Origin of the sequence: Streptomyces spinoverrucosus (genome assembly GCF_006539505.1) — a bacterium.
GTDB classification, from domain to species: Bacteria; Actinomycetota; Actinomycetes; order Streptomycetales; family Streptomycetaceae; genus Streptomyces; species Streptomyces spinoverrucosus.
This window is the reverse complement of the sequence record NZ_BJND01000069.1, coordinates 1-24,331: the sequence shown is the minus strand read 5'-3', so window position 1 is coordinate 24,331 and position 24,331 is coordinate 1. Positions and strand designations below refer to the sequence as shown.

Below are 24,331 nucleotides of genomic sequence, written 5' to 3'. Positions count from 1 at the left end.
GCCCGCACGAGTAACGTATGGAGTTGATATGGGCGTTTTTGCGCGACTTCTCCGCAGGTCGAAGGCCAAGGAGGAGGCGTCGACCGCCGAGGCTCAGGCCGACCAGCCGTCGGCCGCGTCCGAGGCGGACGGGACTGCGGAAGCGAAGGGATCCGGCGAGACCGACGCCGGGGCCGGGACGGAGCCGGCCGCGGTGAAGGAGGGCGACGAGGGCGACGCCCCGGAGGCCGTCGAGATCCCCCAGCAGCAGTCCCCCGGCAAGGCCGCCGACAGTGAGGCGGATGAAAGCGCCCGGACGTAGCAGTCCCGCGAGGGAAGGTGAACCATGGGTCTTTTCAACAATCTGAAGGCCAAGCTCGCCCCGGCCAAGGGCAAGGTCTCCGACCTCGCGCAGCGGCACGAGGACAAGATCCAGCACGGCATCGACAGGGCCGCGAAGGTGGTCGACGAGCGGACCAAGGGCAAGTACAGCGACAAGATCCATACGGGCACCGACAAGGCCAAGGGCGCCGTGGACCGGCTCGCGCACAAGGACGAAAAGGACACGGGAGGCGGGACCACCACGCCGCCGAGCGGCCCGCCGCCGGCCTCCTGAACAGCCGGGAGCAGAGAGCCGTCAGCAGAGAGAGCTGACGGCCGAGCCGACACGGAGCCGACGGCAAGCGCAGACCAGGGCATACGGTACGGCGGACGGCCGCGGAGCACAGCGCTCCCGGCCGTCCGCCGTTTTTTCCGGCGGCCTCGCACCCTGGTTCCGCCCCTACGACCAGGACGCCACCACGTACCCCACTCCATACGGCGCGTCCTCATACAACAGCGCACCGCCGAGCCCGGCGCCCGCGGCCGCCCCCGCGAGCACCTGCCAGGGCGCGCGCCCCGACACCATCAGCCGGCGCGCGAGCTCCACATCGAGCGCCTCCAGAGCCGCGAGGTCCGCCGACCCCAGCGCCCGCCCGACCGCCGCGTCAAAGGGCTCCGCCCGCTCGTCGAGATAGCCCGGCGCCTTCAGTGAGCGGCACGCGCTGGCGTCGCCCATCACCAGCAGCGCCACCCGCCCGGCCTCGGCGGCGAGGTCCCTGCCGAGGCGCATACACCGCTCGGGCGCGAGAAGTTCCCCCACGGCGAGTCCCTCGATCGGGGCATCCGACCACCCCGTGCGGTCCAGCAGCCACGCGGCGACGGCGAGCGACGGCGGAAGGACCCGCCGTACGTCCGCGTCGGCCGCCTTCTCCCGGCCCAGTCGTACGTCGACGTCGACGCCGAAGCCGCGGAACGAGCCGTGCGTGCCCTCCGGGTAGGTCTCGACCTCGCCCTGCCGCATGGGCCCGACGACGATCAGCCGGTCGGGCCGGGCGGCGGCAAGCACCCCCAGCGCGTCCGTGCACGCGGCGCGGGCGGCGTCCAGCTCGGGCGCGGCACCCGCGGCGACCGCGGGCACGAGCAGCGGCGGACAGGGGCAGACTGCGGCGGCGACAAGCATGATCGGCAGCGTAACCCCGCAGGCCCTTCGGTCAGCGACCCGACCTCAGTCGCAGCCGCATCCGCTGCCCGAAGCCACCGACAGCGGCTCCGGGACGCCCACCTTGGGCAGGCCGAGCAGCACACCCGCCGGCTTGGCCGCCTCGGCGGCGTTGCGCTTCTCCCAGGCGTCACCCGCGCGCGTGCGGCGCACGTCCAGGACGGGGCCCTCGGCGAGGAGGTGGTGCGGGGCGGCGTACGTCACCTCGACCGTGACCACGTCGCCGGGGCGAACCTCCTGCTCCGGCTTGGTGAAGTGGACCAGGCGGTTGTCGGGGGCGCGGCCGGAGAGGCGGTGGGTGGCGCCGTCCTTGCGGCCCTCGCCCTCGGCGACCATCAGCTCCAGGGTGCGGCCGACCTGCTTCTTGTTCTCGTCCCAGGAGATCTCCTCCTGGAGGGCGACGAGACGCTCGTAGCGCGCCTGGACGACCTCCTTGGGGATCTGGTTGTCCATCTCGGCGGCCGGGGTGCCGGGCCGCTTGGAGTACTGGAACGTGAACGCCTGCGCGAACCGCGCCTCGCGCACCACGTGCAGGGTCTGCTCGAAGTCCTCCTCGGTTTCGCCGGGGAAGCCCACGATGATGTCGGTGGTGATCGCCGCGTGCGGGATGGCGGAGCGGACCTTCTCGATGATCCCCAGGTAGCGCTCCTGGCGGTACGAGCGGCGCATCGCCTTCAGGACGGTGTCCGAGCCGGACTGGAGCGGCATGTGCAGCTGCGGCATCACGTTCGGCGTCTCGGCCATGGCGGCGATGACGTCGTCGGTGAAGTCGCGCGGGTGCGGCGAGGTGAAGCGGACGCGCTCCAGGCCCTCGATCTTGCCGCAGGCGCGCAGCAGCTTGCTGAAGGCCTCGCGGTCGCCGATGTCGGAGCCGTAGGCGTTGACGTTCTGACCGAGCAGCGTGATCTCGGAGACGCCCTCGGCGACCAAGGCCTCGACCTCGGCGAGGATGTCGCCGGGGCGGCGGTCCTTCTCCTTGCCGCGCAGCGCGGGGACGATGCAGAAGGTGCAGGTGTTGTTGCAGCCGACGGAGATCGACACCCACGCCGCGTACGCGCTCTCGCGCCGCGTCGGCAGCGTCGACGGGAACGCCTCCAGCGACTCGGCGATCTCGACCTGCGCCTCCTCCTGCACGCGCGCGCGTTCCAGCAGGACGGGCAGCTTGCCGATGTTGTGCGTGCCGAAGACGACGTCCACCCAGGGCGCACGCTTCACGATGGTGTCGCGGTCCTTCTGCGCGAGGCAGCCGCCGACCGCGATCTGCATGCCGGGCCGCCTGGCCTTCTTCGGGGCGAGGTGGCCGAGGTTGCCGTACAGCCGGTTGTCGGCGTTCTCCCGTACCGCGCAGGTGTTGAAGACGACGACGTCCGCCTCGCCGTCGGAGCCCTCGGGGGCGCGTACGTACCCCGCGTCCTCCAGCAGCCCGGCCAATCGCTCGGAGTCGTGGACGTTCATCTGGCACCCGTAGGTGCGGATTTCGTAGCTCTTGGGGGCGGGCACGTCCACTGCGGGGCTCCGGTCGCTGCTGCTGGTCATGCGTCAAGGGTAGGCGGAGTATCCGGCGGAGTGGTTCCGGCTCCTGCCGAGCGCACACTGGAAGCAGAGAACCATGCGTCACGAGCTGCACGTGGAGGTGGGCCGTGAGCACACTCGAACTGCACGTCGACGTCGGAGTTCCGATCGATACGGCCTGGGAGGCGCTGCACCGAGTGGAGCACTATCCACGCTTCGTGGAAGGAGTGCGGGACGCACATACGGAAGCGGGGGGCCGAGCGCATCTGAACATAGAGGCAGGTGGCCGGGCCCGGGAGGTGGAGGCCGAGGTTTCCGACCGCGGCGAACACGTGATGGAGTGGCTCACCACGGGCGCCCCCGAGCTGGCGGGTTCCTTCGCGTTTCAGCCGGTCGACGAGAACACCACCCGCATCCAGGCACGGCTGGAGTACGACCCCGAGACGGTCCGGGAGAATTTCGGCGGGCCGAAGGGGTTCGCCCAGACGAACGCCATCGAACGACTCGTCCGCAGCGATCTGGAGCACTTCAAGGAGTACCTGGAACGAGCGTGAACGGGGAACCGGACGATCTCGTACGGGCCCTCAGAGCCGCCGGGATCATGGACGAGCGGCTGCTGGAGGCCGTGCGCACGACACCCCGGGCAGGATTCGTCCCGGCCGGTCAGGTGGCTGCCGCCTACCGGGACGTGCCCGTCGCCATCGGGCAGGGACAGGTCACCACACAGCCCTCGCTGTCCGCCATGATGATCGAGGGCCTTGGTCTCGGTGGCGACGAGCACGTCCTGGAGATCGGTACGGGCCTGGGATTTCAGACCGCTCTGCTCGCTCGACTGGCCGCGGACGTGGTCAGTATCGAGATGCGGCCGGGGATAGCCCGGCAGGCTCGCGTGAACCTCGCACGGCACGGCGTGCGGAACGTGGAGCTGCGCGTCGGCGACGGCAGCGGCGGCGTGCCGGACCGGGCTCCCTATGACGCTGTCCTCGTGTCTGCTGCTCTCCCACAGGTGCCCGCACCGCTGGTCGCACAGGTACGGCCGCACGGCCGCCTGGTGCAGCCGATCGGGCCGGGCGGGCACGAGCAGGTGGTGTGCTTCGAGCGCACCGCATCGGGGTTGGACCAGCTGCGGGTGCTGACCCTGGCCTGCTTCGTCCGGTTGCAGGGGCGATACGGATACCCGCTGGACGAGGCGGAGTTGCTGTAGGAAGTTCCTCGACCGGGACCTCCCTCCCTATGCCTCCGCGGCGCGCACGATCGCCAGCGTGATGTTGTCAGGACCGCCTGCCGCGATGGCGGCCTTCCACAGCTCGACGGCCGCTCGGCTGTCGTCGTGCTCCCGCATCACCTCGTCGAGTACGTCCGCCGGCAGAGGATCGGTCAGGCCGTCGGTGCAGATGAGATAGCGGTCGCCGGGAGACAGGGACCCGGTCGTCACGTGGGGGTGGATGGCGCGATAAGCCAGGCTGCCGCCGAGGCACTGGGTGACGAGGGAGCTGGTGCGCCGCCCGGGTTCGGGTGGGAGTCTGTCGTCGACGCTCACCTGCCGCAGCCCGTCGCGGGAAGCCGCGAAGACCCGGCTGTCGCCCACGTTGAACGTCAGCAGCGAGTCGGGCTGCACGACGATGCCGGCGACCGTCGTCCCCATGGTGGCGAACTCGCTTCCCTCGTCGCCGACGGCCTCGTACACGGCGCGGTTGCAGACGTTCAAGGCGTCGCGGACGGCGTCCTCGCTGCTCATGGCTGGGCCGATGGACGCGATCCGGCGAACGACCAGCGCGCTGGCCACGTCGCCGCCAGGATGCCCGCCGAGCCCGTCGGCAACGGCGACGACCAGCGGCGTCCCGAGCGGGAAGTACAGGGTCTGCGGACTCTCCGTCACCGTGGCGCACAGGGTCCACGGCCCGATCACCAGGCTGTCCTCGTTCTGTTCGCGGAGCAGCCCGGGATGACTGAGCGCGCTCACAGCCACGTACCGCATGGTGCGGATCTCCTAGCTGCGAGTGACGCCCGCCGTCTGGCTTCGGTCGATGCTGCTCATGCCACAAGGGTAGGCGGTCCCGGGCGTACGCCATTCCGGCGTCTGCGTTCGAGCCGCGGCGGTGGGCGCGTTCCTGCCTCCGGGTCAGTGGCCCACGTCACTCGTAGATGTAGCCGGAATGTGGAGCTCCGGTGCGCCGGGCGTGGCATGCTCATGCTCGGTTACCGGCGAGTAGGAAATCTCTCCGCCGGATCCTCTCATGTCACCCCCCACCACCCCCAGGACTCACCTTGCGCAGACGCAAGCGGCACACGCGTGCTCTCCTGCCCGTCTTATCCGCAGCCGCCCTCCTGCTCGCCGCAGGCTGCTCCTCGCCGCCGCAAGGCGACAGCCGCGCGGGCGTCGAACAGACCCGCCAGTCCCGTGCCGACCAGGCCGAGCCCGCCGGGGACAGCGAGCCGCTCGCCGTTGCAGCCGCCCCCGCCGACGCCCCGACCGCCACCGCCAGCCCGGACGCGCCCGGCGAGCAGGCGGAGGCCCGTAAGACAGACCTCACCGTCGACTCGTACGACAGCCGGACCCGACGCGCCCTCATCTCCAGCCCGAGGAAGGCGAGTTCCGAGCCGTCCCCGTCCCCCGACCCCGCCGTCGGTGACGTGATTGCCAGCGCCCCCGCGCCCGGCGCCCCGGACGGACTTCTCGCCAAGGTCACCAAGGTCATCGGCGAGACCGACGAGGGCACCGAGGTGCAGACCGAGCCCGCCACGCTCAACACCCTGCTCGGCGACGACACCGCCCGCGGTTCCGTCCCGGTCGATCCCGCCGCCTTCGACATCGACAAGCTCCTCCCCGACGTCGACGTCTCCTGGTCCAAGGCCGGTGACGTCCACGCCGGTCCCGAGGGCGCCACGGTCCCGCTCGGCAGCCTCCGCCTCGACGTACGGGCCGAACTGCCCGCCGTCGAGGGCTCACCGGCGTCGGCCGCGGCGTCCGTCTCCGGTCACGTGCAGGTCGCCCCGCAGGTCGACTTCCGGTACGGCGGCCAGGGCACCGGCGCCACCCCGGCCTCGGCGTACCTCGGCGTGTCCGGCGACTGGACCTCGGGCTGGGCCCTGCACGGCCGCGCGGCCCTCTCCGACACACCGCTGCGCATCCCGTTCGCCAAGCTGCACGCCGACCCGGTGTTGCAGGTCGGCCCCGTCCCCGTCGTGGTGAACCTCGACCTGACCTGCTACCTCCAGCTCAGCGGCGACGGCCGGATCACCGTCGACGTCGAGCAGAGCCTGAAGGGCGACTTCAAGGCGGGCGGCACCTTCGGCCTCGCTCAGGGGTGGACGCCGGTCAGCGAGTCCGAGATGACCGGCACGCCGGTCCGCACGTCCCTGACCACCGCCGGGAACGTGAAGGCGACGCTCGGCGCCGAGGCGTCCATCGGTCTCTACGGCACCGTGGGCGTCGCCGCCGATCTGGCGCCGTACCTCCGCGGCGAGGCCACGGCCACGGCCGGCACGCCCGCCGTCTGGAGCCTGTACGGCGGCGTCGACCTCACCGGCACCCTGCGCATCCAGCTGTCGATCTTCGGCACACCGGTGGCCCAGCACAGCATCCCGCTGGGCGCCCTGCACCGGGAGTGGAAGCTCGCGGGCAGCGACATGGCGTAGCGGCGGCAGGTCCGGCGGTCCGGCGCACGCGGGAGGACGCGAGCCGAACCGCCGGACCGCGCCCTGCCCGTCGTACGACCGCCTCACTCCCCATCCGGCCGCCACCCCTGCCTGCGCAGCACCGCCGACACATCCGGTGCCTCGTAGTGCTCGCCCTTGAGGACCTTGCCGTCGGCGCGGCGCACGACCTGGCCGTCGGGGCCCAGCTTGGTCATGTTGGAGCGGTGGATCTCGGCTATGACCGCGTCCAGGTCGATGCCATGCACAAGAGCCGTGCCGTACGCCACGTAGACGACGTCGGCCAGCTCGTGCGCCAGCTTGTCGAGGGGGCCGGTCACCGACACCTCGGCGACCTCCGCGGCCTCCTCGGCCAGCAGCTCACCGCGGTGCGCGGCCAGCTCCGACGACACCTGAGTCGGAGTGCTGCGGGCGTCGAGGCCGAAGGCGAGGTGGAATTCACGGACCAGGTCGGCGGGCGAGGAACTCATGCGCCGAACACTAACGGCCCCCACTGACAGTCCCCTGTGATTCCCGCCCTGGTCACCAGCCGTACGGGCTGGCAGGATCGCGCGCATGTCCAGAACGTTCCCCCGGATCGGCACCCGCCGGGCCCTGCAGGGCGCGGCCGCCGGCGTCGTCGCCCTCGGTCTGCTGCTGTGGTGGCTGCTGCCGCTGGGCGAGGAGCCGCCGAGCGGGACGATCACGTTCAGCACCGGCACGCCGCGTGGTGTCTACCAGGAGTACGGCACCCTGCTGCGCCACGAACTGGCCAAGGACATGCCGAATCTCAAGGTGCGGTTGCTCACCAGTGACGGCTCGCAGGAGAACGTCGCGCGCGTGGCGACCGGCGAGGCCGACTTCACCATCGCCGCGGCGGACGCGGTGGAGACGTACGAGCAGAACGAGGGCCCCGGCGCGGACCGGCTGCGCGGGGTCGCACGGCTGTACGACGACTATGTGCACCTCGTGGTCCCAAGCGACTCGGACATCGACTCGGTCGCGGACCTGCGCGGCAGGCGGGTCGCCATAGGGCTGCCGCACTCGGGCGTGCGGCTGATCGCCACCCGGGTGCTGAAGACGGCCGGGATCGACGCGCAGCAGGACATCACGCCGCTGTCCGACGGCATCGACACCGGGCCGGCCCGGCTGAGGCGGGGCGAGATCGAGGCCTTCTTCTGGTCCGGCGGGCTGCCCACGGACGGCCTGCTGCAGCTGGCCCGGAAGTTCGAGTTCAAGTTCGTGCCGATCGACGACGACTTCGTCGCCGAGCTGCACCGCCAGGGTCCGGGCACCCACTACTACCGCGCGACCAACATGCCCGAGTCGGCGTACGGGTCCCGGGGCGGCGCCACGGTGCCCACGATGGCGGTGTCCAACGTACTGATCACCCGCAAGGACATGGATCCCGAGCTCACCGAGTGGGTGACCCGCACGGTGCTCAAGAGCCGCGACGGCATCGGCGCGCACGTCCACTCCGCCCAGCTGGTCGATCTGCGCACGGCGATCTACACCGACCCGCTGCCCCTGCACGAGGGCGCCCGGCGCTACTACCGCTCGGTCAAGCCGTAGGGCCGTTCCGGGGCGCCGTTCCGGGGCATGGTCAGCGTCACCTTCAGCCCGTGCGGTTCATGATGCTCGTAGGTGATCGAGCCACCGGCCGCCGCGAGCAACGCGCGAGTGATGGATAGCCCGAGCCCGGAGCCCTTGACGTTCTGGTGCCGTCCGCTGCGCCAGAAGCGGTCGCCCACGCGCGTGAGCTCCTCGTCGGTCAGGCCGGGCCCGCGGTCGGCGACCACGATGGTCGAGGTGCCGCCGTTGGAGGCGACGGTGACCTCGACGCACTCGCCCTCGGGCGTGAACTTCAGCGCGTTGTCGATCACCGCGTCCAGCGCGCTGGACAGGGTCACCGGGTCGACCCAGGCGGTCGTCGCCGGGCAGTTCCCCACCAGCCGTACGCCCTTGGCCTCGGCGGTCGGGGCCCAGGCGGCGACCCGCTCGGCGGTCAGCGCGCCGATGTCGGCGAGTTGGAGGTCGGCCTCGGCGTGCTCGGCGAGCGCCAGGTCGAGCAGGTCGTCCAGGACCCGCGCCAGGCGCTTGCCCTCGGTCTGGACGGAGGCGATCTCCTTGTTGCCCTCGGGCAGTTCGAGGGCGAGCAGCTCGATGCGCAGCAGCAGCGCGGCGAGCGGGTTGCGCAACTGGTGCGAGGCGTCGGCGACGAAGGCGCGCTGCTGTTCCAGGACGTCCTCGACGTTGTCCACCATTTCGTTGAACGATCGGGCGAGCCGACGCAGTTCCGGCGGCCCGCTCGCCACCGCGACCCGGGACTTCAGACGTCCGGTGGCGATCTCGTGCGTGGTGGCGTCCAGGACGCGTACGGGTCTGAGCACCCAGCCGGTCAGCCGCAGGGCGGCGCCGACGGCCAGCAGCATGGCGGCCGTCTCGCCGGCGGCGATGACCAGCCAGCCGTACAGGGTCCGCGAACGCATCTGCCCGGTAGGCGAGTCGGTCACCACGGCTGCGACGACGTCGCCGTCCCGGATGACCGGCGAGGCCACGACGAGCCGACCGTCCTGCCAGGGCCACACCTGCTCGGGGTCGTCGCTGCGACGGCTGAGCAGCGCCTCGTCGAAGGCGTCGCGCACCTCGCCCTCGCGGGGGAGGCTCCACTCCGCCGGCGCATGAGCCATGGAGGTGCCATCGGCGTAGAAGACGCCGATGCGGATGCCGTAGACGTCGTAGTAGCTGTCGAGTTCGCGGCTCAGCGTCTCCAGGCGCCTTCCCGGGGGTGCCGGCGGGGCGTTGACGAACTGGGCGAGGGCCGCGAAGAAGGCGGTGTCGTCGATCCGGTCGACGACCACCTTCTGCTGCTGGGCCGCGGCCACGCTGACGGCGAGCGGGATGCCGAGCGCCAGCAGTACGGCCGCCATCAGGACGATCAGCAGCGGCAGGAGACGTGTACGCACCCTGCCCCGCTACGCGGCCGGGGCGACGAGCCGGTAGCCGACGCCGCGCACGGTCTCTATCAGGGCGGGCATGCGCAGCTTGGCGCGCAGGGACGCGACATGCACCTCCAGGGTGCGTCCGGTCCCCTCCCAGCTGGTGCGCCACACCTCACTGATGATCTGCTCCCGCCGGAACACCACCCCGGGACGCTGCGCGAGCAGGGCCAGCAGGTCGAACTCCTTGCGGGTCAGTTGGACAACCAAACCGTCCACGGTGACCTGACGGGTGGGCAGTTCGATGCGTACGGGGCCCAGGAGCAGCGCGGTCTCGCCACCGGAGGCGGGATCCTCGTGGACGGTGCGCCGGCTGACGGCGTGGATTCGGGCCAGCAGCTCCCCGGTGTCGTACGGCTTCACGACATAGTCGTCGGCGCCAAGGTTGAGGCCGTGGATGCGGGAACGGACGTCGGAGCGCGCGGTGACCATGATCACCGGCGTGCTGGTGCGCTTGCGGATCTTGCTGCACACCTCGTAGCCGTCCTGGTCGGGCAGGCCGAGGTCGAGCAGGACGACACCGAAACCGGCGCCCTCCGGGACGAGCGCCTGGAGGGCCTCCTCGCCGCTGCGCGCGTGCGTGACGTCGAAACCGTGCCGTGCCAGGACCGCGGACAGAGCGGCGGCGACGTGGTTGTCGTCCTCGACGAGCAGCAGTCTCATCCCGGCTCCCTTCGGTTCATCGGCAGTACGGACTCGGCGGGTACAAAAACGCATGCACGCGCGCGCGTGCACCAAGGCAGTCACGCTGATGGATGACGACGGCGTCAAGAGGGTTCCGGTTGCGCGGCTCTTCCGTTATCCGGCCGATACGCGGGCCGGTGATCCGTGCTACCACCCGTGGCCGGGTGCTATCGGATCGTGATACTCAAATTCGCCTCAGATGTAATGACGCAGGTCGCGTAGGGTAGCTACTGTCCTCCGAAACCGAGGAGGACGGAGCCTGAGAGCGATGACCGAAGTATCGGTGGCCAAGGAAGATGTGGCCGCAACCGGCGAACTGGTCGTCCTGAAGAGCGTCAACAAGCATTTCGGCGCGTTGCACGTTCTCCAGGACATCGATCTGACGATCGCCCGCGGCGAGGTCGTCGTGGTCATCGGGCCCTCCGGGTCCGGAAAGTCCACCTTGTGCCGCACCATCAACCGGCTGGAGACGATCGACTCCGGCTCGATCACCATCGACGGCAAGCCGCTGCCCGCGGAGGGCAAGGCGCTGGCCCGGCTGCGCGCCGATGTCGGCATGGTGTTCCAGTCGTTCAACCTGTTCGCGCACAAGACCGTGCTCGAGAACGTGATGCTGGGCCAGGTCAAGGTCCGCAGGGCGGAGAAGAAGCAGGCCGAGGCTAAGGCCCGGGCGCTGCTCGACCGGGTCGGCGTGGCCTCGCAGGCGGACAAGTACCCCGCACAGCTCTCCGGCGGCCAGCAGCAGCGCGTCGCGATCGCACGCGCCCTGGCCATGGACCCGAAGGTCATGCTCTTCGACGAGCCGACCTCGGCCCTCGACCCGGAGATGATCAACGAGGTGCTGGAGGTCATGCAGCAGCTCGCCCGCGACGGCATGACCATGATCGTCGTCACGCACGAGATGGGCTTCGCCCGATCCGCTGCGAACCGTGTGGTGTTCATGGCAGACGGCCGCATCGTCGAAGAGGCCGTGCCGGACCAGTTCTTCAGCAACCCGCGCAGCGACCGCGCCAAGGACTTCCTGTCGAAGATCCTCCACCACTGACCGTCGCTCGTCGCCCTTCGCGACGAGCAGCGCTTCCCGCACGGACGGCCCTCCACTTCACCAGGCAAAGGATGTTCACCATGAAGCTCCGCAAGGTCACCGCCGCGGCGACCACCGCACTTGTCCTGTCCCTGACCGCGACTGCTTGTGGTGGGGGGGACGGCGACTCGGACTCGGGCTCCGGTGGCGGCGACAAGATCAAGATCGGTATCAAGTACGACCAGCCGGGCATCGGCCAGCAGACCGCGGACGGCGACTTCGCGGGCTTCGACGTCGATGTCGCGACGTACGTCGCCAAGGAACTCGGCTACACCGAGGACCAGATCGAGTGGAAGGAGGCGAAGAGCGCCGACCGCGAGACGATGCTGGAGCGCGGCGACGTCGACTTCATCGCCGCCTCGTACTCGATCACCGACGAGCGGGACAAGAAGGTCGACTTCGCCGGTCCCTACCTCCTCGCCCACCAGGACGTGCTGATCCGGGCCGACGACAACTCGATCACGAAGCCCGAGGACCTGAACAACAAGAACCTCTGCTCGGTGGCCGGTTCGACCTCGGCGCAGAACGTCAAGGACACCATCGCCCCGAAGGCCAACCTGCAGACGTACGGCGGCTACTCGGAGTGCCTGACCGGTCTGGAGAACGAGGCCGTCGACGCGCTGACGACCGACGACTCCATCCTCGCCGGCTACGCCGCGCAGCAGCAGTTCCAGGGCAAGTTCAAGCTCGCCGGCCTGAAGCTGAGCAACGAGAACTACGGCATCGGCGTCCAGGAGGGCAGCGACCTCAAGGACAAGATCAACACCGCCCTGGAGAAGATGGTCTCCGACGGTTCGTGGGACAAGGCCGTGGAGGCCAACTTCGGCCCCGCGAACTACAAGAACGAGCCCGCGCCGAAGATCGGCAACATCGTCAAGTGAAGCAAGGGCGCACAGGCACGCCGTCCGTGAGGGCGGCGTGCCGCGTCCTCCCCCAACGCGGAAGCGCGGGAGACAGTGTTCGACTTTCTTGAAGACTACGACGTGCTGGGGGCCTTCTGGGTGACGGTGCAGCTCACCGTCTACTCGGCCATCGGCTCACTGATCTGGGGAACCCTGCTGGCCGCCATGCGTGTCAGCCCCGTACCCCTCATGCGCGGCTTCGGCACCGCCTATGTGAACGTGGTGCGGAACATTCCGTTGACGATCATCATCCTCTTCACGTCACTGGGCCTCTTCCAGACCCTGGGCATCAAGCTCGGCTCCGAGGACTTCACGGTCATCAACTTCCGGCTCGCCGTGCTCGGCCTGATCGCCTACACCTCCGCCTTCGTGTGTGAGGCGCTGCGCTCCGGCATCAACACGGTGCCCGTCGGGCAGGCCGAGGCCGCCCGCGCCATCGGGCTGAACTTCCGGCAGGTCCTCACGCTGGTCGTGCTCCCGCAGGCGTTCCGCTCGGTGGTCGGACCGCTGGCCAACGTACTGATCGCGCTGACCAAGAACACCACGGTCGCCGCCGCCATCGGCGTGGCCGAGGCCGCGTTCCTCATGAAGGAGATGATCGAGAACGAGGCCCAGGTCATCCTCATCGCTGCCATCTTCGCGTTCGGGTTCGTCTGCCTCACCCTCCCGACCGGTCTGATCCTCGGCTGGGTGGGCAAGAAGGTGGCGGTGAAGCGATGACTTCGGTCCTCTACGACGCCCCCGGTCCCAGGGCCAAGCGGCGCAATGTCATCCTCTCGGTCGCGTTCATCGCCGTCCTCGCCGCCGCGCTGTGGTGGGTGTACCTGAAGCTCGACGAGAAGAACCAGCTCGACTGGGTCAAGTGGGAGCCCTTCTTCACGGATTCCCGGGTGTGGACCACGTACATCCTGCCCGGCCTGGAAAACACCCTGATCGCGGCCGCCCTCGCCATGGTCATCGCGCTGCCGCTGGGCGCGTTCTTCGGCATCGCACGGCTCTCCGACCACTGGGGAGTCCGGTGGCCCTCGGGTGCCGTGGTGGAGTTCTTCCGGGCGATCCCGGTGCTGATCCTGATGCTCTTCGCCAACGCGGTCTACGCCGAGTTCACGGACATCAGCTCGGAGGACCGCCCGCTCTACGCGGTCATCACCGGCCTCGTCCTCTACAACGCATCGGTGCTGGCGGAGATCGTGCGGGCCGGCATCCTGGCCCTGCCGAAGGGGCAGTCGGAGGCCGCGATGGCCATCGGGCTGCGCAAGGGCCAGACGATGCGGTACGTGCTGCTGCCTCAGTCGGTCACCGCGATGCTTCCCGCGATCGTCAGCCAGCTGGTGGTCATCGTGAAGGACACCGCGCTCGGCGGCGCGCTGCTCAACTTCTCCGACCTGATGGCGGCGGTCCGCCCGATGAGCGCCTTCTACGGCGCGAACACCATCGCCAGCTTCACGGTCGTGGCCCTCATCTTCATCCTGGTCAACTTCGCGCTCACCTCGTTCGCGAGCTGGCTGGAGGGCAGGCTCAGGCGTAGCAAGAAGAGCACCGGCGCGGTCCTCGGAGCCGAGAAGGTGGACGACATCAACGCCGCGGAGGTCGGTGGCAGCTACGGCACCGGCGCCGGAGGCGCCCTCTGAGGGTGAGTCAGCAGCCTTCAGCGACACTTCGGTGACACTTCAGTGACACGAGGGGCAGTGGCATGATCGCCACTGCCCCTCGTCACTTGACGCAAGCACCGGCAATGGGTTGCATACGTTCTGTGATCGTGCACCCTGCTCCAACCTCCTGTTCACTCACGTCTCCAAAAGCACCGCTGCGGACAGGGAGCGCCGCGTGGATCCGGTGATCATCGTCGGAGCGGGGCCCGTCGGGCTCACGCTCGCCCTGGCGCTCGCGCGTCAGGAAGTGCCGTCCGTCGTCCTCGACGAGGGCCCGGGCGGGGACGAACCGCGGCTCGCCCGCACCGTCGTCCTGCGCGAGGACACCGCCGCGCTGTTGGAACGGCTGACCGGGGTGCCGCTCGCCGAGGCCGGGACCCGCTGGGCCGGATGGCGGTCGATGCGGCGCAGGCAGGTGGTGCGGGAGATCACGTTCGGGGACTTCGACGACGCCTCCGTTGGCTTCGGGAACTCCGGCACCCTCGGTGACGTTGAGCAGATGAGCGAAGCGCGCTCGGAGTACGCCGTGACCACCGGCGCCGCCCCCGAGGAGCCGCCCCTGCACCTCGCCCAGCACGTCCTCACCAACGCCCTGCGCGCCGCCATCGACCGCGAACCCCTCGTCGAGATCGCGGTGGACAGCCGGCTCGACACCATCGAGCAGGAGACCTCCGGCGTCACCGCGCGCACCCGAGGCCCCAAGGGCACTTGGTGGCGCGGCAGTTACCTGGTCGGCTGCGACGGTCCCCGCTCGACCGTGCGCAAGCTCCAGGACATCCGCTTCCCCGGCCGTACGGCGGTGGAACGGTACGCCGTCGCCGCGCTGCGTGCGGAACTTCCGTGGCCCGGCCGGGCGTTGCTCCACCGAATGCCGCCGTGGCGGACGTCAAGCCCCTCGGCCGGGGAGATCACCGCACGCCCGCTCCCCGACGGCGTCTGGCGGCTGGACTGGCTGCTGCCGCCCGGCAAGGACCTGGTCACGCCCGAGCTTCTGGTGACCCGCATCCGGGAGACCCTGGCGGGCTGGACCGGCGGCTCCACACCGCCGTACGAACTCCTCGACACCGGCGTTCACACCGTCCACCACCGCCTGGCTCGCCGCTGGCGCGTCGGCCGCGTTTTCCTCGCCGGGGACGCGGCCCATCTGCTCGGCGCGCTCGGCACCCAGGGGCTGGAGGAGGGGCTCAAGGACGCCGACAACCTCGCCTGGAAGCTGGCGCTGGCCTGGCATCACGGGCCGCGCGAGACGCTCCTCAACAGCTACCAGGCGGAGCGCCGCGCCGTCGTCGCCGCCCGGCTGCGCGCCGCCGACCAGGTGCTGCCACTGCTGCGCGGCGGCGGGGCCCTGCGCTCCTACGTGCCCGGCGCGGGCCGCGGCCATGACGCGCTGCTCACCGACGGCCACCTGGGGCGCGGCCCGCTGGGCTCGCCGGGCACATACGCCGACTCACCCCTCGCTCCCCAGGGCATCGAGGCAGAGGTCCCGGTCGACACGCTCCCGGGTGCGCCGGTGGCGGATGTGCGGGTCACTGCGGAGGACGGTTCCTTCGTACGACTGCGCGACCGGCTCGGTCGCGACGCGCTGCTCGTCGTACTGATCGCTCCGGGCACCGGCGTGTGGGAGCGCAAGCACTGGGTGACCGCCGGGATCATGCCCCGGCTCGCGGCCGCGGTCACCGCGCTGCCCCACCCGGCCGAACTGCTCGTCGCCGAGCGCTACCCGGGCGCGTCCGCCCACACCGTGCTCCTCATCCGGCCCGACGGCCACCTGGTCACGGCCCTCAACGGCGTCCGCCCGGCCGACCTGTACACGGCGGCGGAGGCGGCACTGGGCGGCCCCGCGAAGGCCACGGCCGAGGCCACGGCGGGCTCGCGCTGAGCTCTCGTTGCGGTGGTGCGCCTGATGGCTCGCCGTCACTCTGTGTCTTCGTCCGCAGGGTGACGGTGAGTTGACCGGTCCGGATGTAACCGAGTCCCCCAACCGACACGCCATCTCCGTACACGCCTACTACCCGCCGCTGCCGCGGATTCGGCGATACAGCCGCGCGGGGAGTGTGCTGCGGTTGGAGCAGGTGGAGCGGCCGGAGGACTGGCAGTGAGGCATGGTGTGGGGGGGTGCGGGTGAGCGAGTAGGCGGTAGAGGGGCCTTGAGGAGCGGCGATGAGTGGTGAGCGTGGAATGCCGGTGGGTATCGACGAGTTGCTCGAACGGGTGCGCGAGGGATATGTGCGGATCGAACCCCAGGAGGCCTACGAGGCCGCCCGGGCCGGCGAGGCACTCCTCGTGGACACCCGATACGAGGCCCTGCGCGAGCGGGACGGCTTGATCCCCTGCGCCCTGATCGTGGAGCGCAACGAACTGGAGTGGCGCCTCGACCCCCACGGCAGTCACCGCCTTCCCGAGGCCACGAGCCACGACCTGCGCGTTGTGGTGATCTGCAACGAGGGGTACGCCTCCAGCCTCGCGGTGGAGTCCCTCCATCGGCTGGGGCTGCACCGGGCTACGGACCTGGAGGGTGGTTTCCAGGCTTGGCGGGGTGCGGGACTTCCGGTGGCCGCGAGCGCGTGAGGCGTAGGCGGCGGGGCGTGGGTGACGCCGAGCCTGAGAACTTCACCCCTGCCAGGCCCCCCTCAGAACCCCTCCTCTCCCAAAAACTCCGTATCCTCCCCCTCTTCCTCCAACGCACGCCGGACCACCCGCAAGGCCATCCCCTCGGGATACCCCTTCCGCGCCAGCATCCCCGCCAGCCGCCGGAGCCGCTTGTCGCGGTCGAGGCCGCGTGTGGAGTGCAGCTTGCGGGCGACGAGTTCGCGCGCGGTCGCCTCCTCCTGCTCGGTGTCGAGCTGGGCGACGGCCGCGTCGATCAGCGTGGAGTCGACCCCCTTGGTCCGCAGCTCCTGCGCCAGCGCCCGCCGGGCCAGCCCCCGGCCGTGATGCCGGGACTCCACCCAGGCGTCCGCGAAGGCACTGTCGTTGATCAGCCCGACCTCCTCGAACCGCGACAGCACCTCCTCGGCCACGTCGTCCGGGATCTCCCGCTTGCGCAGGGCGTCCGCGAGCTGCTTCCGCGTCCGCGGGGTCCCGGTGAGCAGGCGCAGGCAGATCGCCCGTGCCCGCTCAGCCGGGTCCCCTGGGGACTCCTCCTGCTCGGCCCTCGACAAGGAGGAGGGGTCCCCGTCCTCGGCGGACGGCTCTGCGAAGCCACGCCGGCGCCGCCCACGCCCCCGTCGTGAGCCGGCCTCGCCGCGCCCCCCGCGGTCGCCGCGAGACCGGCCGCCTTCGTTCGCACCCGCATGGGCGTGCGAGCCGCCGTCCGGCCAGTCATCACCGTGCCCGGCCTCGGCGCGCGAGCCACCGTCCAGCCGGACCTCACCGTGCCCGGCCTCGGCAAAGCCCCCCTCGTCCGCGCTCCCCGAATCCGGCTCCCGCGGGATGCCGGGGTATGCGTACTCGGCCCAGTCGGTTCGCCGTGTCACGGGTCAGCTCTTGGCAGCCGCGGCCTTGGTCTTGGCCGTCTTGGCCGCCGGGGCCGGCGCCGCCTTGGCCGGGTCGTCCGCAGGGGCGGAGACCGCGGCGTCCGCGCCCGGCTCGGCCGCCGGCTCCTCAGGCCGCACGCCCACGCCCAGCTTCTCCTTGATCTTCTTCTCGATCTCGTTGGCCAGGTCGGGGTTGTCCTTCAGGAAGTTGCGCGCGTTCTCCTTGCCCTGGCCGAGCTGGTCGCCCTCGTACGTGTACCAGGCGCCGGCCTTGCGGACGAAGCCGTGCTCCACACCCATGTCGATCAGGCCGCCCTCGCGGCTGATGCCCTGGCCGTAGAGGATGTCGAACTCGGCCTGCTTGAAGGGCGGCGCGACCTTGTTCTTGACGACCTTGCAGCGGGTGCGGTTGCCCACCGCCTCCGTGCCGTCCTTCAGGGTCTCGATGCGGCGGATGTCGATGCGCACCGAGGCGTAGAACTTCAGCGCCCGGCCACCGGTCGTGGTCTCCGGCGAGCCGAACATCACGCCGATCTTCTCGCGGAGCTGGTTGATGAAGATCGCCGTGGTCTTGGACTGGTTGAGCGCGCTGGTGATCTTCCGTAGGGCCTGGCTCATCAGACGGGCCTGCAGACCCACGTGGCTGTCGCCCATCTCGCCCTCGATCTCCGCGCGCGGGACGAGCGCGGCGACGGAGTCGATGACGATCAGGTCGAGCGCGCCGGAGCGGACCAGCATGTCCACGATCTCCAGCGCCTGTTCGCCGTTGTCCGGCTGGGACAGGATCAGGTTGTCGATGTCGACGCCGAGCTTCTTCGCGTACTCGGGGTCGAGGGCGTGCTCCGCGTCCACGAAGGCGACCTGTCCGCCGGCCTTCTGAGCGTTCGCCACCGCGTGCAGGGTCAGGGTCGTCTTACCGGAGGACTCCGGGCCGTAGATCTCGACGACACGGCCGCGCGGCAGCCCGCCTACGCCGAGGGCCACGTCGAGCGCGGTCGACCCGGTCGGGATGACCTCGATGGGCTCCTTCGCCCGCTCGCCCATGCGCATGACCGCGCCCTTGCCGAATTGCCGTTCAATCTGCGCGAGGGCGGCGTCGAGTGCCTTCTCGCGGTCGGTACCTGCCATGGGTTCCACCCGGTTTGCTTGAGTCGATCGCTTCACGTCAAAGACGCTAACGCCTGCCACTGACAATGCGCCCCGACGCCGGTCCGGCCTGTGGATAACTCGGGCACTTCGCCATCAAATCCCTGTGGAAATCCCCGTCGAGAGCCTCACCGGAGCCTCCATAAGAATGGATGTTCGATTTTCGTGTCAAGCTCACCACGGGGCACTTCCGAGACTACGACCGCGCACCGACACCGGCCCCCGATTCCGCCTCACCGCCCCGACCCGGCCCTGCTTCCCCCGGCGTACGACAGGTGTCTCCGGCGGTACGACGACGGCACCGGACCCCCTTCGCCAGGCTCTGGGCATGAAGTCCCCCGCGCCGCTCACGCAGGTCACCACCCACGCAGTCGGTCCCGCCCCGTCTCCCGGAACCGCCGTCCCTCGCCTCTGCCACGCGACCGCCCTCCTCCTGATCGTCTCCGGCCTGGCGCACCTGGTGGTGTTCGCGGTCGACGGCGGCCCGTGGAACGGGCCCGTCTCCTGGCGCAAGCCGGTGACCTTCGGGCTCTCCTTCGGGGTGACGCTGATGGCGGTCACCTGGGTCACGTCGTATCTGCGGATCGCGCCGAGGCTGCGTACCGTGCTGCTCGTCTTGTTCGCCGCCGACTGTGTGGTGGAGGTCGCAGGCATCACCCTCCAGGCGTGGCGCCGGGTGCCCTCGCACCTCGACATGGAGACGCCCTTCGACACTGCGGTGTCGATGACGCTCGCGGTGGGTGGTGGCGTCCTGGTGGTACTGCTCACCGTCTTCGCGGTCACGTCGTTCCGGTACCGGCCCTCGGGTCCGGTGGGCATGGCCCTCGCGGTGCGGTCCGGGTTCGCGATCCTGCTCGTCGCGCTGGTCTCGGGCGCGGCGATGATCGCGCGCGGGGTGGTGCTCGTCCGGACCGGCGACCAGGCGGCGGCGTACCATTCCACGGCCCCGCTGAAGCCGCTGCACGGGGTCAGTCTGCACGCCGTACTGGTCCTGCCCGCGCTGGCCTGGCTGCTCTCCCGCGCCCCCTGGAGCGAGCCGGACCGCAGGCGGATCGTGGCTGCGGCGGTCGGCTGTTACGCGGCGGCGGTCGCCGGAGCCGTGGTCTGGGCCGTTCTCACGTACTGAGCTGACGCCTGCGAGCGAGCCCCCTTACGAACGCTCCTCTGCCAAGCCTTGCCCCGACTCCCCCGCCGAGTCTCGCTCCGCCTCCCCCGGCTGCCCCACCGAGCCTCCCCCCGACGCCCCCGATTCCGCTGTCCGCAGCCGCCCCCACACCCCCCGCGCGCGCGTGACGAGCCCCGTGCCCGGTGCTCGTCTCCGGTGCCCGTGCACCCGGGGGTCGTCCGTGACGTCGTACCGCTTCACATACGCCCCGAGGAACGCCTGGAGCGTGGCGACCGCCGGGATGGCGATCAACGCGCCGACCGCACCGAGCAGCGCGGTGCCCGCGATGACGGACCCGAAGGCGACCGCGGGGTGGATGTCGACCGTCTTGGCGGTCAGCTTGGGCTGCAGCACGTAGTTCTCGAACTGCTGGTAGATCACGACGAAGATCAGCACCCACAGCGCGTACCAAGGATCGACCGTGAAGGCGATCAGCATGGGCAGGGCACCGGCGAGATAGGTGCCAATGGTGGGGATGAACTGCGACACGAGCCCCACCCAGACCGCCAGCACGGGCGCGTACGGCACGCCCAGGAACTCCAGCAATATGTAGTGCGCCACGCCCGAGACGAGCGCCATCAGACCGCGCGAGTACAGATAGCCGCCCGTCTTGTTGACGGCGATCTCCCACGCGCGCAGCACCTCGGCCTGCCGGGCGGGCGGCAGCACGGAGCAGAGCGCGCGGCGCAGCCTCGGGCCGTCGGCGGCGAAGTAGAACGCGAACAAGGTGATCGTCAGCAGCTGGAACAGGCCCCCGAGGACCTGCGCGGACACGTCCAGGACGCCGGTGGCGCTGTTCTGCACGTAGTTGCGCAGCCAGTCGGAGCGCAGCAGGCCCTCCTGGACGTCCACGCGCCTCAGTTCGGTGTTGAAGTGCGCGTTGATCCAGTTGATGACGGAGTCGAGGTAGTCCGGGAAGCCCTCGACCATCGTGATGATCTGCCCCGCGAGCATCGAGCCGAGCAGCGTGACGAAGCCCGCGGAGGCGATCATCACGGTGAGGAAGACCAGGCCGGTGCCCAGTCCCCGGCGCATTCCGCGCGAGGCCATCCAGCTCACCGCCGGCTCGATGGCGAGGGCCAGGAAGAACGCGATCAGGATGTTGATCAGCAGGCCGGTGAGCTGGTGGAAGGCCCAACTGCCCAGCTGGAACACGGCGACCAGGGCCAGCGCCAGCACCATCGCACGCGGCAGCCAGCGCGGCATGCGCCCGCCGGGCGCGACGGCACCGCCGACGGGAGGCCGGGCGGGCGGCGTCATGCCGGAGGGGGATGCGTGCGGGGCTGCCTGCCCGGTCTCGTCTGCCACGGTGCAAGTCTCACCCACGGCACCGACATTCGGGTGACGTCCTGCGATCTTCGTGGCCGGTCAGCGCTTTTCCTGTGGCACGTTCATGACCGTGCAGATCACGCGCCACACGTCCTTGGCCTCCCAGCCGGCGTCGAGCGCCTGGTACACGGTGCGTTCCCCGAGCTCCGACATCACGTGATCGCGCGCGAAGGTGTCGGCGTATCCCGAACCGAAGTGCTCCGCCATCCGCTCCCAGAAGACCGTCAACCTCATGACACCAGTATCCCGCCCCTGAGAGTGGGCCCGAGCCGGGAGCGCATGCCGAGACCGCTTTCCGTCCTACGGTCTGAGCCATGGCCGAAACAGGAGCTTCCCCACTCCCCCCGACGCCCCCGGCGCGCTCCCCGCTGTTCCGCGCCGAGCAGTTCGTCTGGCTCACCGCGCGCGTGCTGGAGCAGCGCCTCTTCGCGTACCACTTCCTCCACGGCAACGCCGACCCGGTGGAGACGGCACTGGACGCCTACCGCAACCAGGACGGCGGGTACGGCCACGCCCTGGAGCCCGATCTGCGCGGTCCGGTCAGCCAGCCACTGCACACCGCGCACGCCCTGCGCGTCCTGGACTCCATCGGGCGCTGTGGCGGCCAGCGCGTGGAGCGCGTGTGCCGCTATCTGACGTCCGTCTCCACGCCGGACGGCGCGCTGCCGGCGATCCATCCCAGCCAACGCGGCTATCCGACCGCGCCTTTCGTACCGGTCGTCGACGACCCGCCCAGCGAACTCCTCGCCACGGGACCGGTTGTGGGCGTCCTGCACCGCAACGAGGTCTGGCACGCCTGGTTGTTCCGGGCCACGGACTTCTGCTGGCAGGCGGTCGAATCCCTGGAAAAATCCCACCCCTACGAGGTTCAGGCGGCCGTGGCGTTCCTGGACTCCGCACCCGACCGCCCGCGCGCGGAGGCGGCCGCCGACCGCCTGGGCCGCCTGGTCCGCGAACACCGCCTCGCCGCCCTCGACCCCGACCGCCTGGACGCGTACCCCGTGGCCTCCGGTTACGCCCCCGGCGAGCACCACTTCCCGCACGACTACGCCAGAACGCCGCAGTCCCTCGCGCGCGCATGGTTCACCGACGACGAGATGACACGCTCCCTGGACTTCCTGGCGAGCGAGCAACAGGAGGACGGCGGCTGGCCGATCCGCTGGCGCCAGTGGGCCCCCGCCCCCGCCCTTGAGGCACGCCCCCTGGTGACGATCGAGGCGCTGCGCACCCTCAGGTCCTACGGCCGCCCGATCGGCTGACCCCGCACCTCACCCGCACATCGCCCGCACCCCCGCCGTCACCACCACGGCCGCCGCGACGACCAGCAGAAAGGGAGCCCGCAGAAACAGCGCCACGGCGGCCGCGGCCACCCCGGCGGCCCGCGCGTCCAGCACCAGTGCCTGCCCGTCGGCGAACGTCTGCTGGGCCGTGAGGGCGGCGAGCAGGGCTACGGGCAGCAGCGCGGCCAGCCGCTTGACGAGGGGCCGCTCCAGCACCCCGGCGGGCACCAGCAACCCGGCGAGCTTGACGGCGTAGCACCCGACAGCGGTGACACCGACCGCGATCCAAACGTTCAACGATCCCGCCCCTCTCGCTCGCGGCGCCCCCGCGCCCACAGCACAACCGGCGCCGCGAGGGCGGCCACCAGCACCGGCAGACCGGCAGGCAGGATCGGCAACAACCCCAGCCCCAGAATCACCGCGAGCCCGGCGACAGCCCGCTCGGTCCCACTCCGCAGCATCGGTGCCAGCAACGCCAGAAAGACCGCCGGCCCGGCCGCATCAAGCCCCCAAGCAGCCGTATCGCCGATGGCCTCCGCCCCCAGCGCCCCGAGCAGCGTGGTCAGATTCCACAGCACGTACAGACTGAGCCCGGTCACCACGAACCCGATCCGGGCACTGCGCCGCGTGGGCTGCGCCAGCGCGACCGCCGCCGTCTCGTCGATCACCCACTGTGCGGCGAACGGACGCACCGCGCGCGGGAGGGCGAGCAACTGCGACAGCCGCAGCCCGTAGAAGGCGTTGCGCACGCCGAGGAACAGTGCACCCGCGGCCGCCGTGAAGGGATTCCCGCCCGCGGCGAGCGCACCCACCAGCGCGAACTGGGACGCCCCGGTGAACACCAACAAACTGAGCGCACATGTCTGCCACAAGCTGAGCCCACTGCCCGCCGAGGTCACCCCGAAGGCGAACCCCGACAGTCCTACGGCGACTCCGACGCCGAGGGCATCCCGTACGACGGCGGCATCCGGCCTTCCATCGGCCCGTATGTCTGCGAGAGCTGTCTGTTCTGCCACACGTCGGACGGTAGGCGCAGCCGCCGAGCCACGTCTTGTACGTTCTTGCGCTCCCGCTGGTACGCCCCCGGCGGCACCCCCACGATCCGACTGAAATGCCGGTTCAGATGCGGCTGGTCGGTGAACCCCACCAGCGTGGCGGCCTCCGCAGGCGCCGTCCCCGCATCCAGCAGCCGCCGCGCCCGCCGCACCCGGGCATCGGTCAGCCAGGCATGCGGCGGCATCCCGTACGACTCCCGGAACGCGCGCAGCAACGCAAAGGGGCTGGTCCCCAGCTCTCCCGCGAGCCTCTCCAGACTCGGCGGCTCGACCATCCGCCCCTCCAGCACCTCACGCGCCCGTGCGGCAACCCGAGCCCCCGCAGTCCGCACCTCACGCCGCGGCAGCGCCCCACCGTTCAACCGCAGCAACCGCGTCACCACAACACGCAACAGCGTGTCCGCGGCCAGGGCGTTCCCCTCATCCGCAGCACGCAGCACGCGATGCACCAATCCAACGGCGTACGGATCTTCGAAAACGGGCTGCACAAACCCCGGCGTCCCACGAATCACCGTCGTCTCGGCAGCGATCTCAGCCACCACATCCGGCGAGGGATAAACGGCCCCATACCGCCACCCCTCCGGCACCCCCGCCCGCCCGGTATGCGGAGTATCGGGATTGACCAGCGCCAAGGTCCCGGCCCCCGCATACTGATCACCCCCGCCGTGATGGAAAACCTCCACGCCATCCGCGATAGCAGCGATCACGAAGTTCTCGTGCGTATGCCGCACAAACGTCTTCCGCACATACCGGGCCCGCAGCAGATCCACACCGGGCAGCTCCGAGTACTGCCAGTGCCGCGCGCGCTCGCCAGACGCCATGACCCCATTCTCCGCGACCGCCGCAGATGTGGGCCGGACGGCCCCACGCACCCGCAGCCGCCCGCGGCGGG

The 24,331-nt window shown here is 70.4% G+C and carries 27 protein-coding genes and 1 pseudogene; 15 read left to right on the top strand and 13 right to left on the bottom strand.

Annotated elements, in window-relative coordinates; translation table 11 throughout:
* Window positions 1–28 precede the first annotated feature (28 nt).
* Together SSP24_RS34910 and SSP24_RS34905 are read left to right on the top strand one after the other, a co-directional pair.
* Complete coding sequence (locus SSP24_RS34910) at window positions 29–301, top strand: hypothetical protein (RefSeq protein ID WP_141313998.1); 273 nt, start codon at window positions 29–31, stop codon at window positions 299–301.
* A 24-nt stretch (window positions 302–325) separates the two neighbouring features.
* Window positions 326–595: an antitoxin gene (locus tag SSP24_RS34905; RefSeq protein WP_141313997.1), complete on the top strand. Its 270-nt coding sequence runs from the start codon at window positions 326–328 to the stop codon at window positions 593–595.
* 165 nt (window positions 596–760) lie between these two features.
* On the opposite strand, the gene SSP24_RS34900 is transcribed toward SSP24_RS34905, so the two are convergent.
* Window positions 761–1,480: a class III extradiol dioxygenase subunit B-like domain-containing protein gene (locus SSP24_RS34900; RefSeq protein ID WP_141313996.1), complete on the bottom strand. Its 720-nt coding sequence runs from the start codon at window positions 1,478–1,480 to the stop codon at window positions 761–763.
* 45 nt (window positions 1,481–1,525) lie between these two features.
* The gene (miaB, locus tag SSP24_RS34895; RefSeq protein ID WP_141313995.1) at window positions 1,526–3,055 is read right to left on the bottom strand and encodes a tRNA (N6-isopentenyl adenosine(37)-C2)-methylthiotransferase MiaB; all 1,530 of its coding nucleotides are present in this window, start codon (window positions 3,053–3,055) and stop codon (window positions 1,526–1,528) included.
* A gap of 104 nt (window positions 3,056–3,159) precedes the next feature.
* On the opposite strand from miaB, the gene SSP24_RS34890 reads away from it, so the two are divergent.
* Both SSP24_RS34890 and SSP24_RS34885 read left to right on the top strand, forming a co-directional pair.
* Window positions 3,160–3,585 carry an SRPBCC family protein gene (locus SSP24_RS34890; protein ID WP_141313994.1) on the top strand — a complete coding sequence of 142 codons (426 nt, stop codon included), beginning with the start codon at window positions 3,160–3,162 and terminating at the stop codon, window positions 3,583–3,585.
* Entirely contained in the window at window positions 3,582–4,235 is a 654-nt protein-coding gene (locus SSP24_RS34885) for a protein-L-isoaspartate O-methyltransferase family protein (RefSeq protein WP_141313993.1), read from the top strand. Before SSP24_RS34890 ends, SSP24_RS34885 begins: the two co-directional genes overlap by 4 nt.
* Window positions 4,236–4,262: 27 nt before the next feature.
* Here the strand turns inward: SSP24_RS34885 and SSP24_RS34880 are convergent, their stop codons facing one another.
* The gene (locus SSP24_RS34880; RefSeq protein WP_141313992.1) at window positions 4,263–5,009 is read right to left on the bottom strand and encodes a PP2C family protein-serine/threonine phosphatase; all 747 of its coding nucleotides are present in this window, start codon (window positions 5,007–5,009) and stop codon (window positions 4,263–4,265) included.
* A 290-nt stretch (window positions 5,010–5,299) separates the two neighbouring features.
* Between SSP24_RS34880 and SSP24_RS34875 the strand changes: the two genes are divergently transcribed.
* Complete coding sequence (locus tag SSP24_RS34875; RefSeq protein ID WP_141313991.1) at window positions 5,300–6,670, top strand: hypothetical protein; 1,371 nt, start codon at window positions 5,300–5,302, stop codon at window positions 6,668–6,670.
* Window positions 6,671–6,753: 83 nt separating this feature from the next.
* Here SSP24_RS34875 and SSP24_RS34870 read toward each other — a convergent pair whose 3' ends face one another.
* The gene (locus SSP24_RS34870) at window positions 6,754–7,158 is read right to left on the bottom strand and encodes a pyrophosphohydrolase domain-containing protein (RefSeq protein WP_141313990.1); all 405 of its coding nucleotides are present in this window, start codon (window positions 7,156–7,158) and stop codon (window positions 6,754–6,756) included.
* A gap of 85 nt (window positions 7,159–7,243) precedes the next feature.
* On the opposite strand from SSP24_RS34870, the gene SSP24_RS34865 reads away from it, so the two are divergent.
* Window positions 7,244–8,239, top strand: a complete 996-nt coding sequence (locus tag SSP24_RS34865; RefSeq protein WP_141313989.1) for a TAXI family TRAP transporter solute-binding subunit — start codon at window positions 7,244–7,246, stop codon at window positions 8,237–8,239.
* Here SSP24_RS34865 and SSP24_RS34860 read toward each other — a convergent pair.
* The gene (locus SSP24_RS34860) at window positions 8,218–9,633 is read right to left on the bottom strand and encodes a sensor histidine kinase (RefSeq protein ID WP_141313988.1); all 1,416 of its coding nucleotides are present in this window, start codon (window positions 9,631–9,633) and stop codon (window positions 8,218–8,220) included. The two genes, SSP24_RS34865 and SSP24_RS34860, sit on opposite strands and share 22 nt — an antisense overlap.
* A 9-nt stretch (window positions 9,634–9,642) precedes the next feature.
* Window positions 9,643–10,329 (bottom strand): response regulator transcription factor, encoded by a 687-nt coding sequence (locus SSP24_RS34855; protein WP_141313987.1) that lies wholly within the window; start codon window positions 10,327–10,329, stop codon window positions 9,643–9,645.
* A 289-nt stretch (window positions 10,330–10,618) separates the two neighbouring features.
* On the opposite strand from SSP24_RS34855, the gene SSP24_RS34850 reads away from it, so the two are divergent.
* The 7 genes and pseudogenes from SSP24_RS34850 to SSP24_RS34820 all read left to right on the top strand — a co-directional run bounded on the left by SSP24_RS34850 (window position 10,619) and on the right by SSP24_RS34820 (window position 16,556).
* Window positions 10,619–11,395 carry an amino acid ABC transporter ATP-binding protein gene (locus tag SSP24_RS34850; RefSeq protein ID WP_141313986.1) on the top strand — a complete coding sequence of 259 codons (777 nt, stop codon included), beginning with the start codon at window positions 10,619–10,621 and terminating at the stop codon, window positions 11,393–11,395.
* An 80-nt stretch (window positions 11,396–11,475) separates the two neighbouring features.
* Window positions 11,476–12,315 carry a glutamate ABC transporter substrate-binding protein gene (locus tag SSP24_RS34845; RefSeq protein WP_141313985.1) on the top strand — a complete coding sequence of 280 codons (840 nt, stop codon included), beginning with the start codon at window positions 11,476–11,478 and terminating at the stop codon, window positions 12,313–12,315.
* 75 nt (window positions 12,316–12,390) lie between these two features.
* Window positions 12,391–13,056: an amino acid ABC transporter permease gene (locus SSP24_RS34840; RefSeq protein WP_141313984.1), complete on the top strand. Its 666-nt coding sequence runs from the start codon at window positions 12,391–12,393 to the stop codon at window positions 13,054–13,056.
* A complete protein-coding gene (locus SSP24_RS34835; protein WP_141313983.1) occupies window positions 13,053–13,967 on the top strand; it encodes an amino acid ABC transporter permease in 915 nt (304 codons plus the stop codon). Before SSP24_RS34840 ends, SSP24_RS34835 begins: the two co-directional genes overlap by 4 nt.
* Before the next feature lie 196 nt (window positions 13,968–14,163).
* On the top strand, window positions 14,164–15,867 hold the full coding sequence (locus tag SSP24_RS34830) for an FAD-dependent monooxygenase (protein WP_141313982.1): 1,704 nt from the start codon (window positions 14,164–14,166) through the stop codon (window positions 15,865–15,867).
* Between the two features lie 85 nt (window positions 15,868–15,952).
* Window positions 15,953–16,087: pseudogene (locus SSP24_RS34825) on the top strand (cysteine dioxygenase); the annotation flags it as partial.
* Window positions 16,088–16,148: 61 nt separating this feature from the next.
* A complete protein-coding gene (locus SSP24_RS34820; RefSeq protein WP_141313981.1) occupies window positions 16,149–16,556 on the top strand; it encodes a rhodanese-like domain-containing protein in 408 nt (135 codons plus the stop codon).
* A gap of 62 nt (window positions 16,557–16,618) precedes the next feature.
* On the opposite strand, the gene recX is transcribed toward SSP24_RS34820, so the two are convergent.
* Window positions 16,619–17,464, bottom strand: coding sequence for a recombination regulator RecX (gene recX / locus SSP24_RS34815; protein ID WP_141313980.1), 846 nt, complete (start codon window positions 17,462–17,464; stop codon window positions 16,619–16,621).
* A 3-nt stretch (window positions 17,465–17,467) separates the two neighbouring features.
* Entirely contained in the window at window positions 17,468–18,592 is a 1,125-nt protein-coding gene (gene recA / locus SSP24_RS34810; protein ID WP_141313979.1) for a recombinase RecA, read from the bottom strand.
* 346 nt (window positions 18,593–18,938) lie between these two features.
* Here recA and SSP24_RS34805 point away from each other — a divergent pair, with 346 nt between their 5' ends.
* Window positions 18,939–19,736, top strand: a complete 798-nt coding sequence (locus tag SSP24_RS34805; protein WP_174864774.1) for a hypothetical protein — start codon at window positions 18,939–18,941, stop codon at window positions 19,734–19,736.
* A gap of 24 nt (window positions 19,737–19,760) precedes the next feature.
* Here the strand turns inward: SSP24_RS34805 and SSP24_RS34800 are convergent, their stop codons facing one another.
* Window positions 19,761–21,035 carry an AI-2E family transporter gene (locus SSP24_RS34800; protein WP_229865912.1) on the bottom strand — a complete coding sequence of 425 codons (1,275 nt, stop codon included), beginning with the start codon at window positions 21,033–21,035 and terminating at the stop codon, window positions 19,761–19,763.
* A 108-nt stretch (window positions 21,036–21,143) separates the two neighbouring features.
* Window positions 21,144–21,338 (bottom strand): DUF3046 domain-containing protein, encoded by a 195-nt coding sequence (locus SSP24_RS34795; RefSeq protein ID WP_141313978.1) that lies wholly within the window; start codon window positions 21,336–21,338, stop codon window positions 21,144–21,146.
* 80 nt (window positions 21,339–21,418) lie between these two features.
* Here SSP24_RS34795 and SSP24_RS34790 point away from each other — a divergent pair, with 80 nt between their 5' ends.
* Complete coding sequence (locus SSP24_RS34790; protein WP_141313977.1) at window positions 21,419–22,363, top strand: prenyltransferase/squalene oxidase repeat-containing protein; 945 nt, start codon at window positions 21,419–21,421, stop codon at window positions 22,361–22,363.
* Window positions 22,364–22,372: 9 nt separating this feature from the next.
* Here SSP24_RS34790 and SSP24_RS34785 read toward each other — a convergent pair whose 3' ends face one another.
* The 3 genes from SSP24_RS34785 to SSP24_RS34775 are packed head-to-tail and all read right to left on the bottom strand — an operon-like array spanning window position 22,373 to window position 24,260.
* Window positions 22,373–22,681, bottom strand: a complete 309-nt coding sequence (locus SSP24_RS34785; RefSeq protein WP_141313976.1) for an AzlD domain-containing protein — start codon at window positions 22,679–22,681, stop codon at window positions 22,373–22,375.
* Window positions 22,678–23,400 (bottom strand): AzlC family ABC transporter permease, encoded by a 723-nt coding sequence (locus SSP24_RS34780; protein ID WP_141313975.1) that lies wholly within the window; start codon window positions 23,398–23,400, stop codon window positions 22,678–22,680. The genes SSP24_RS34785 and SSP24_RS34780 overlap by 4 nt, the downstream gene beginning before the upstream one ends.
* Window positions 23,307–24,260: an AraC family transcriptional regulator gene (locus SSP24_RS34775; protein ID WP_141313974.1), complete on the bottom strand. Its 954-nt coding sequence runs from the start codon at window positions 24,258–24,260 to the stop codon at window positions 23,307–23,309. Before SSP24_RS34775 ends, SSP24_RS34780 begins: the two co-directional genes overlap by 94 nt.
* Window positions 24,261–24,331 lie beyond the last annotated feature (71 nt).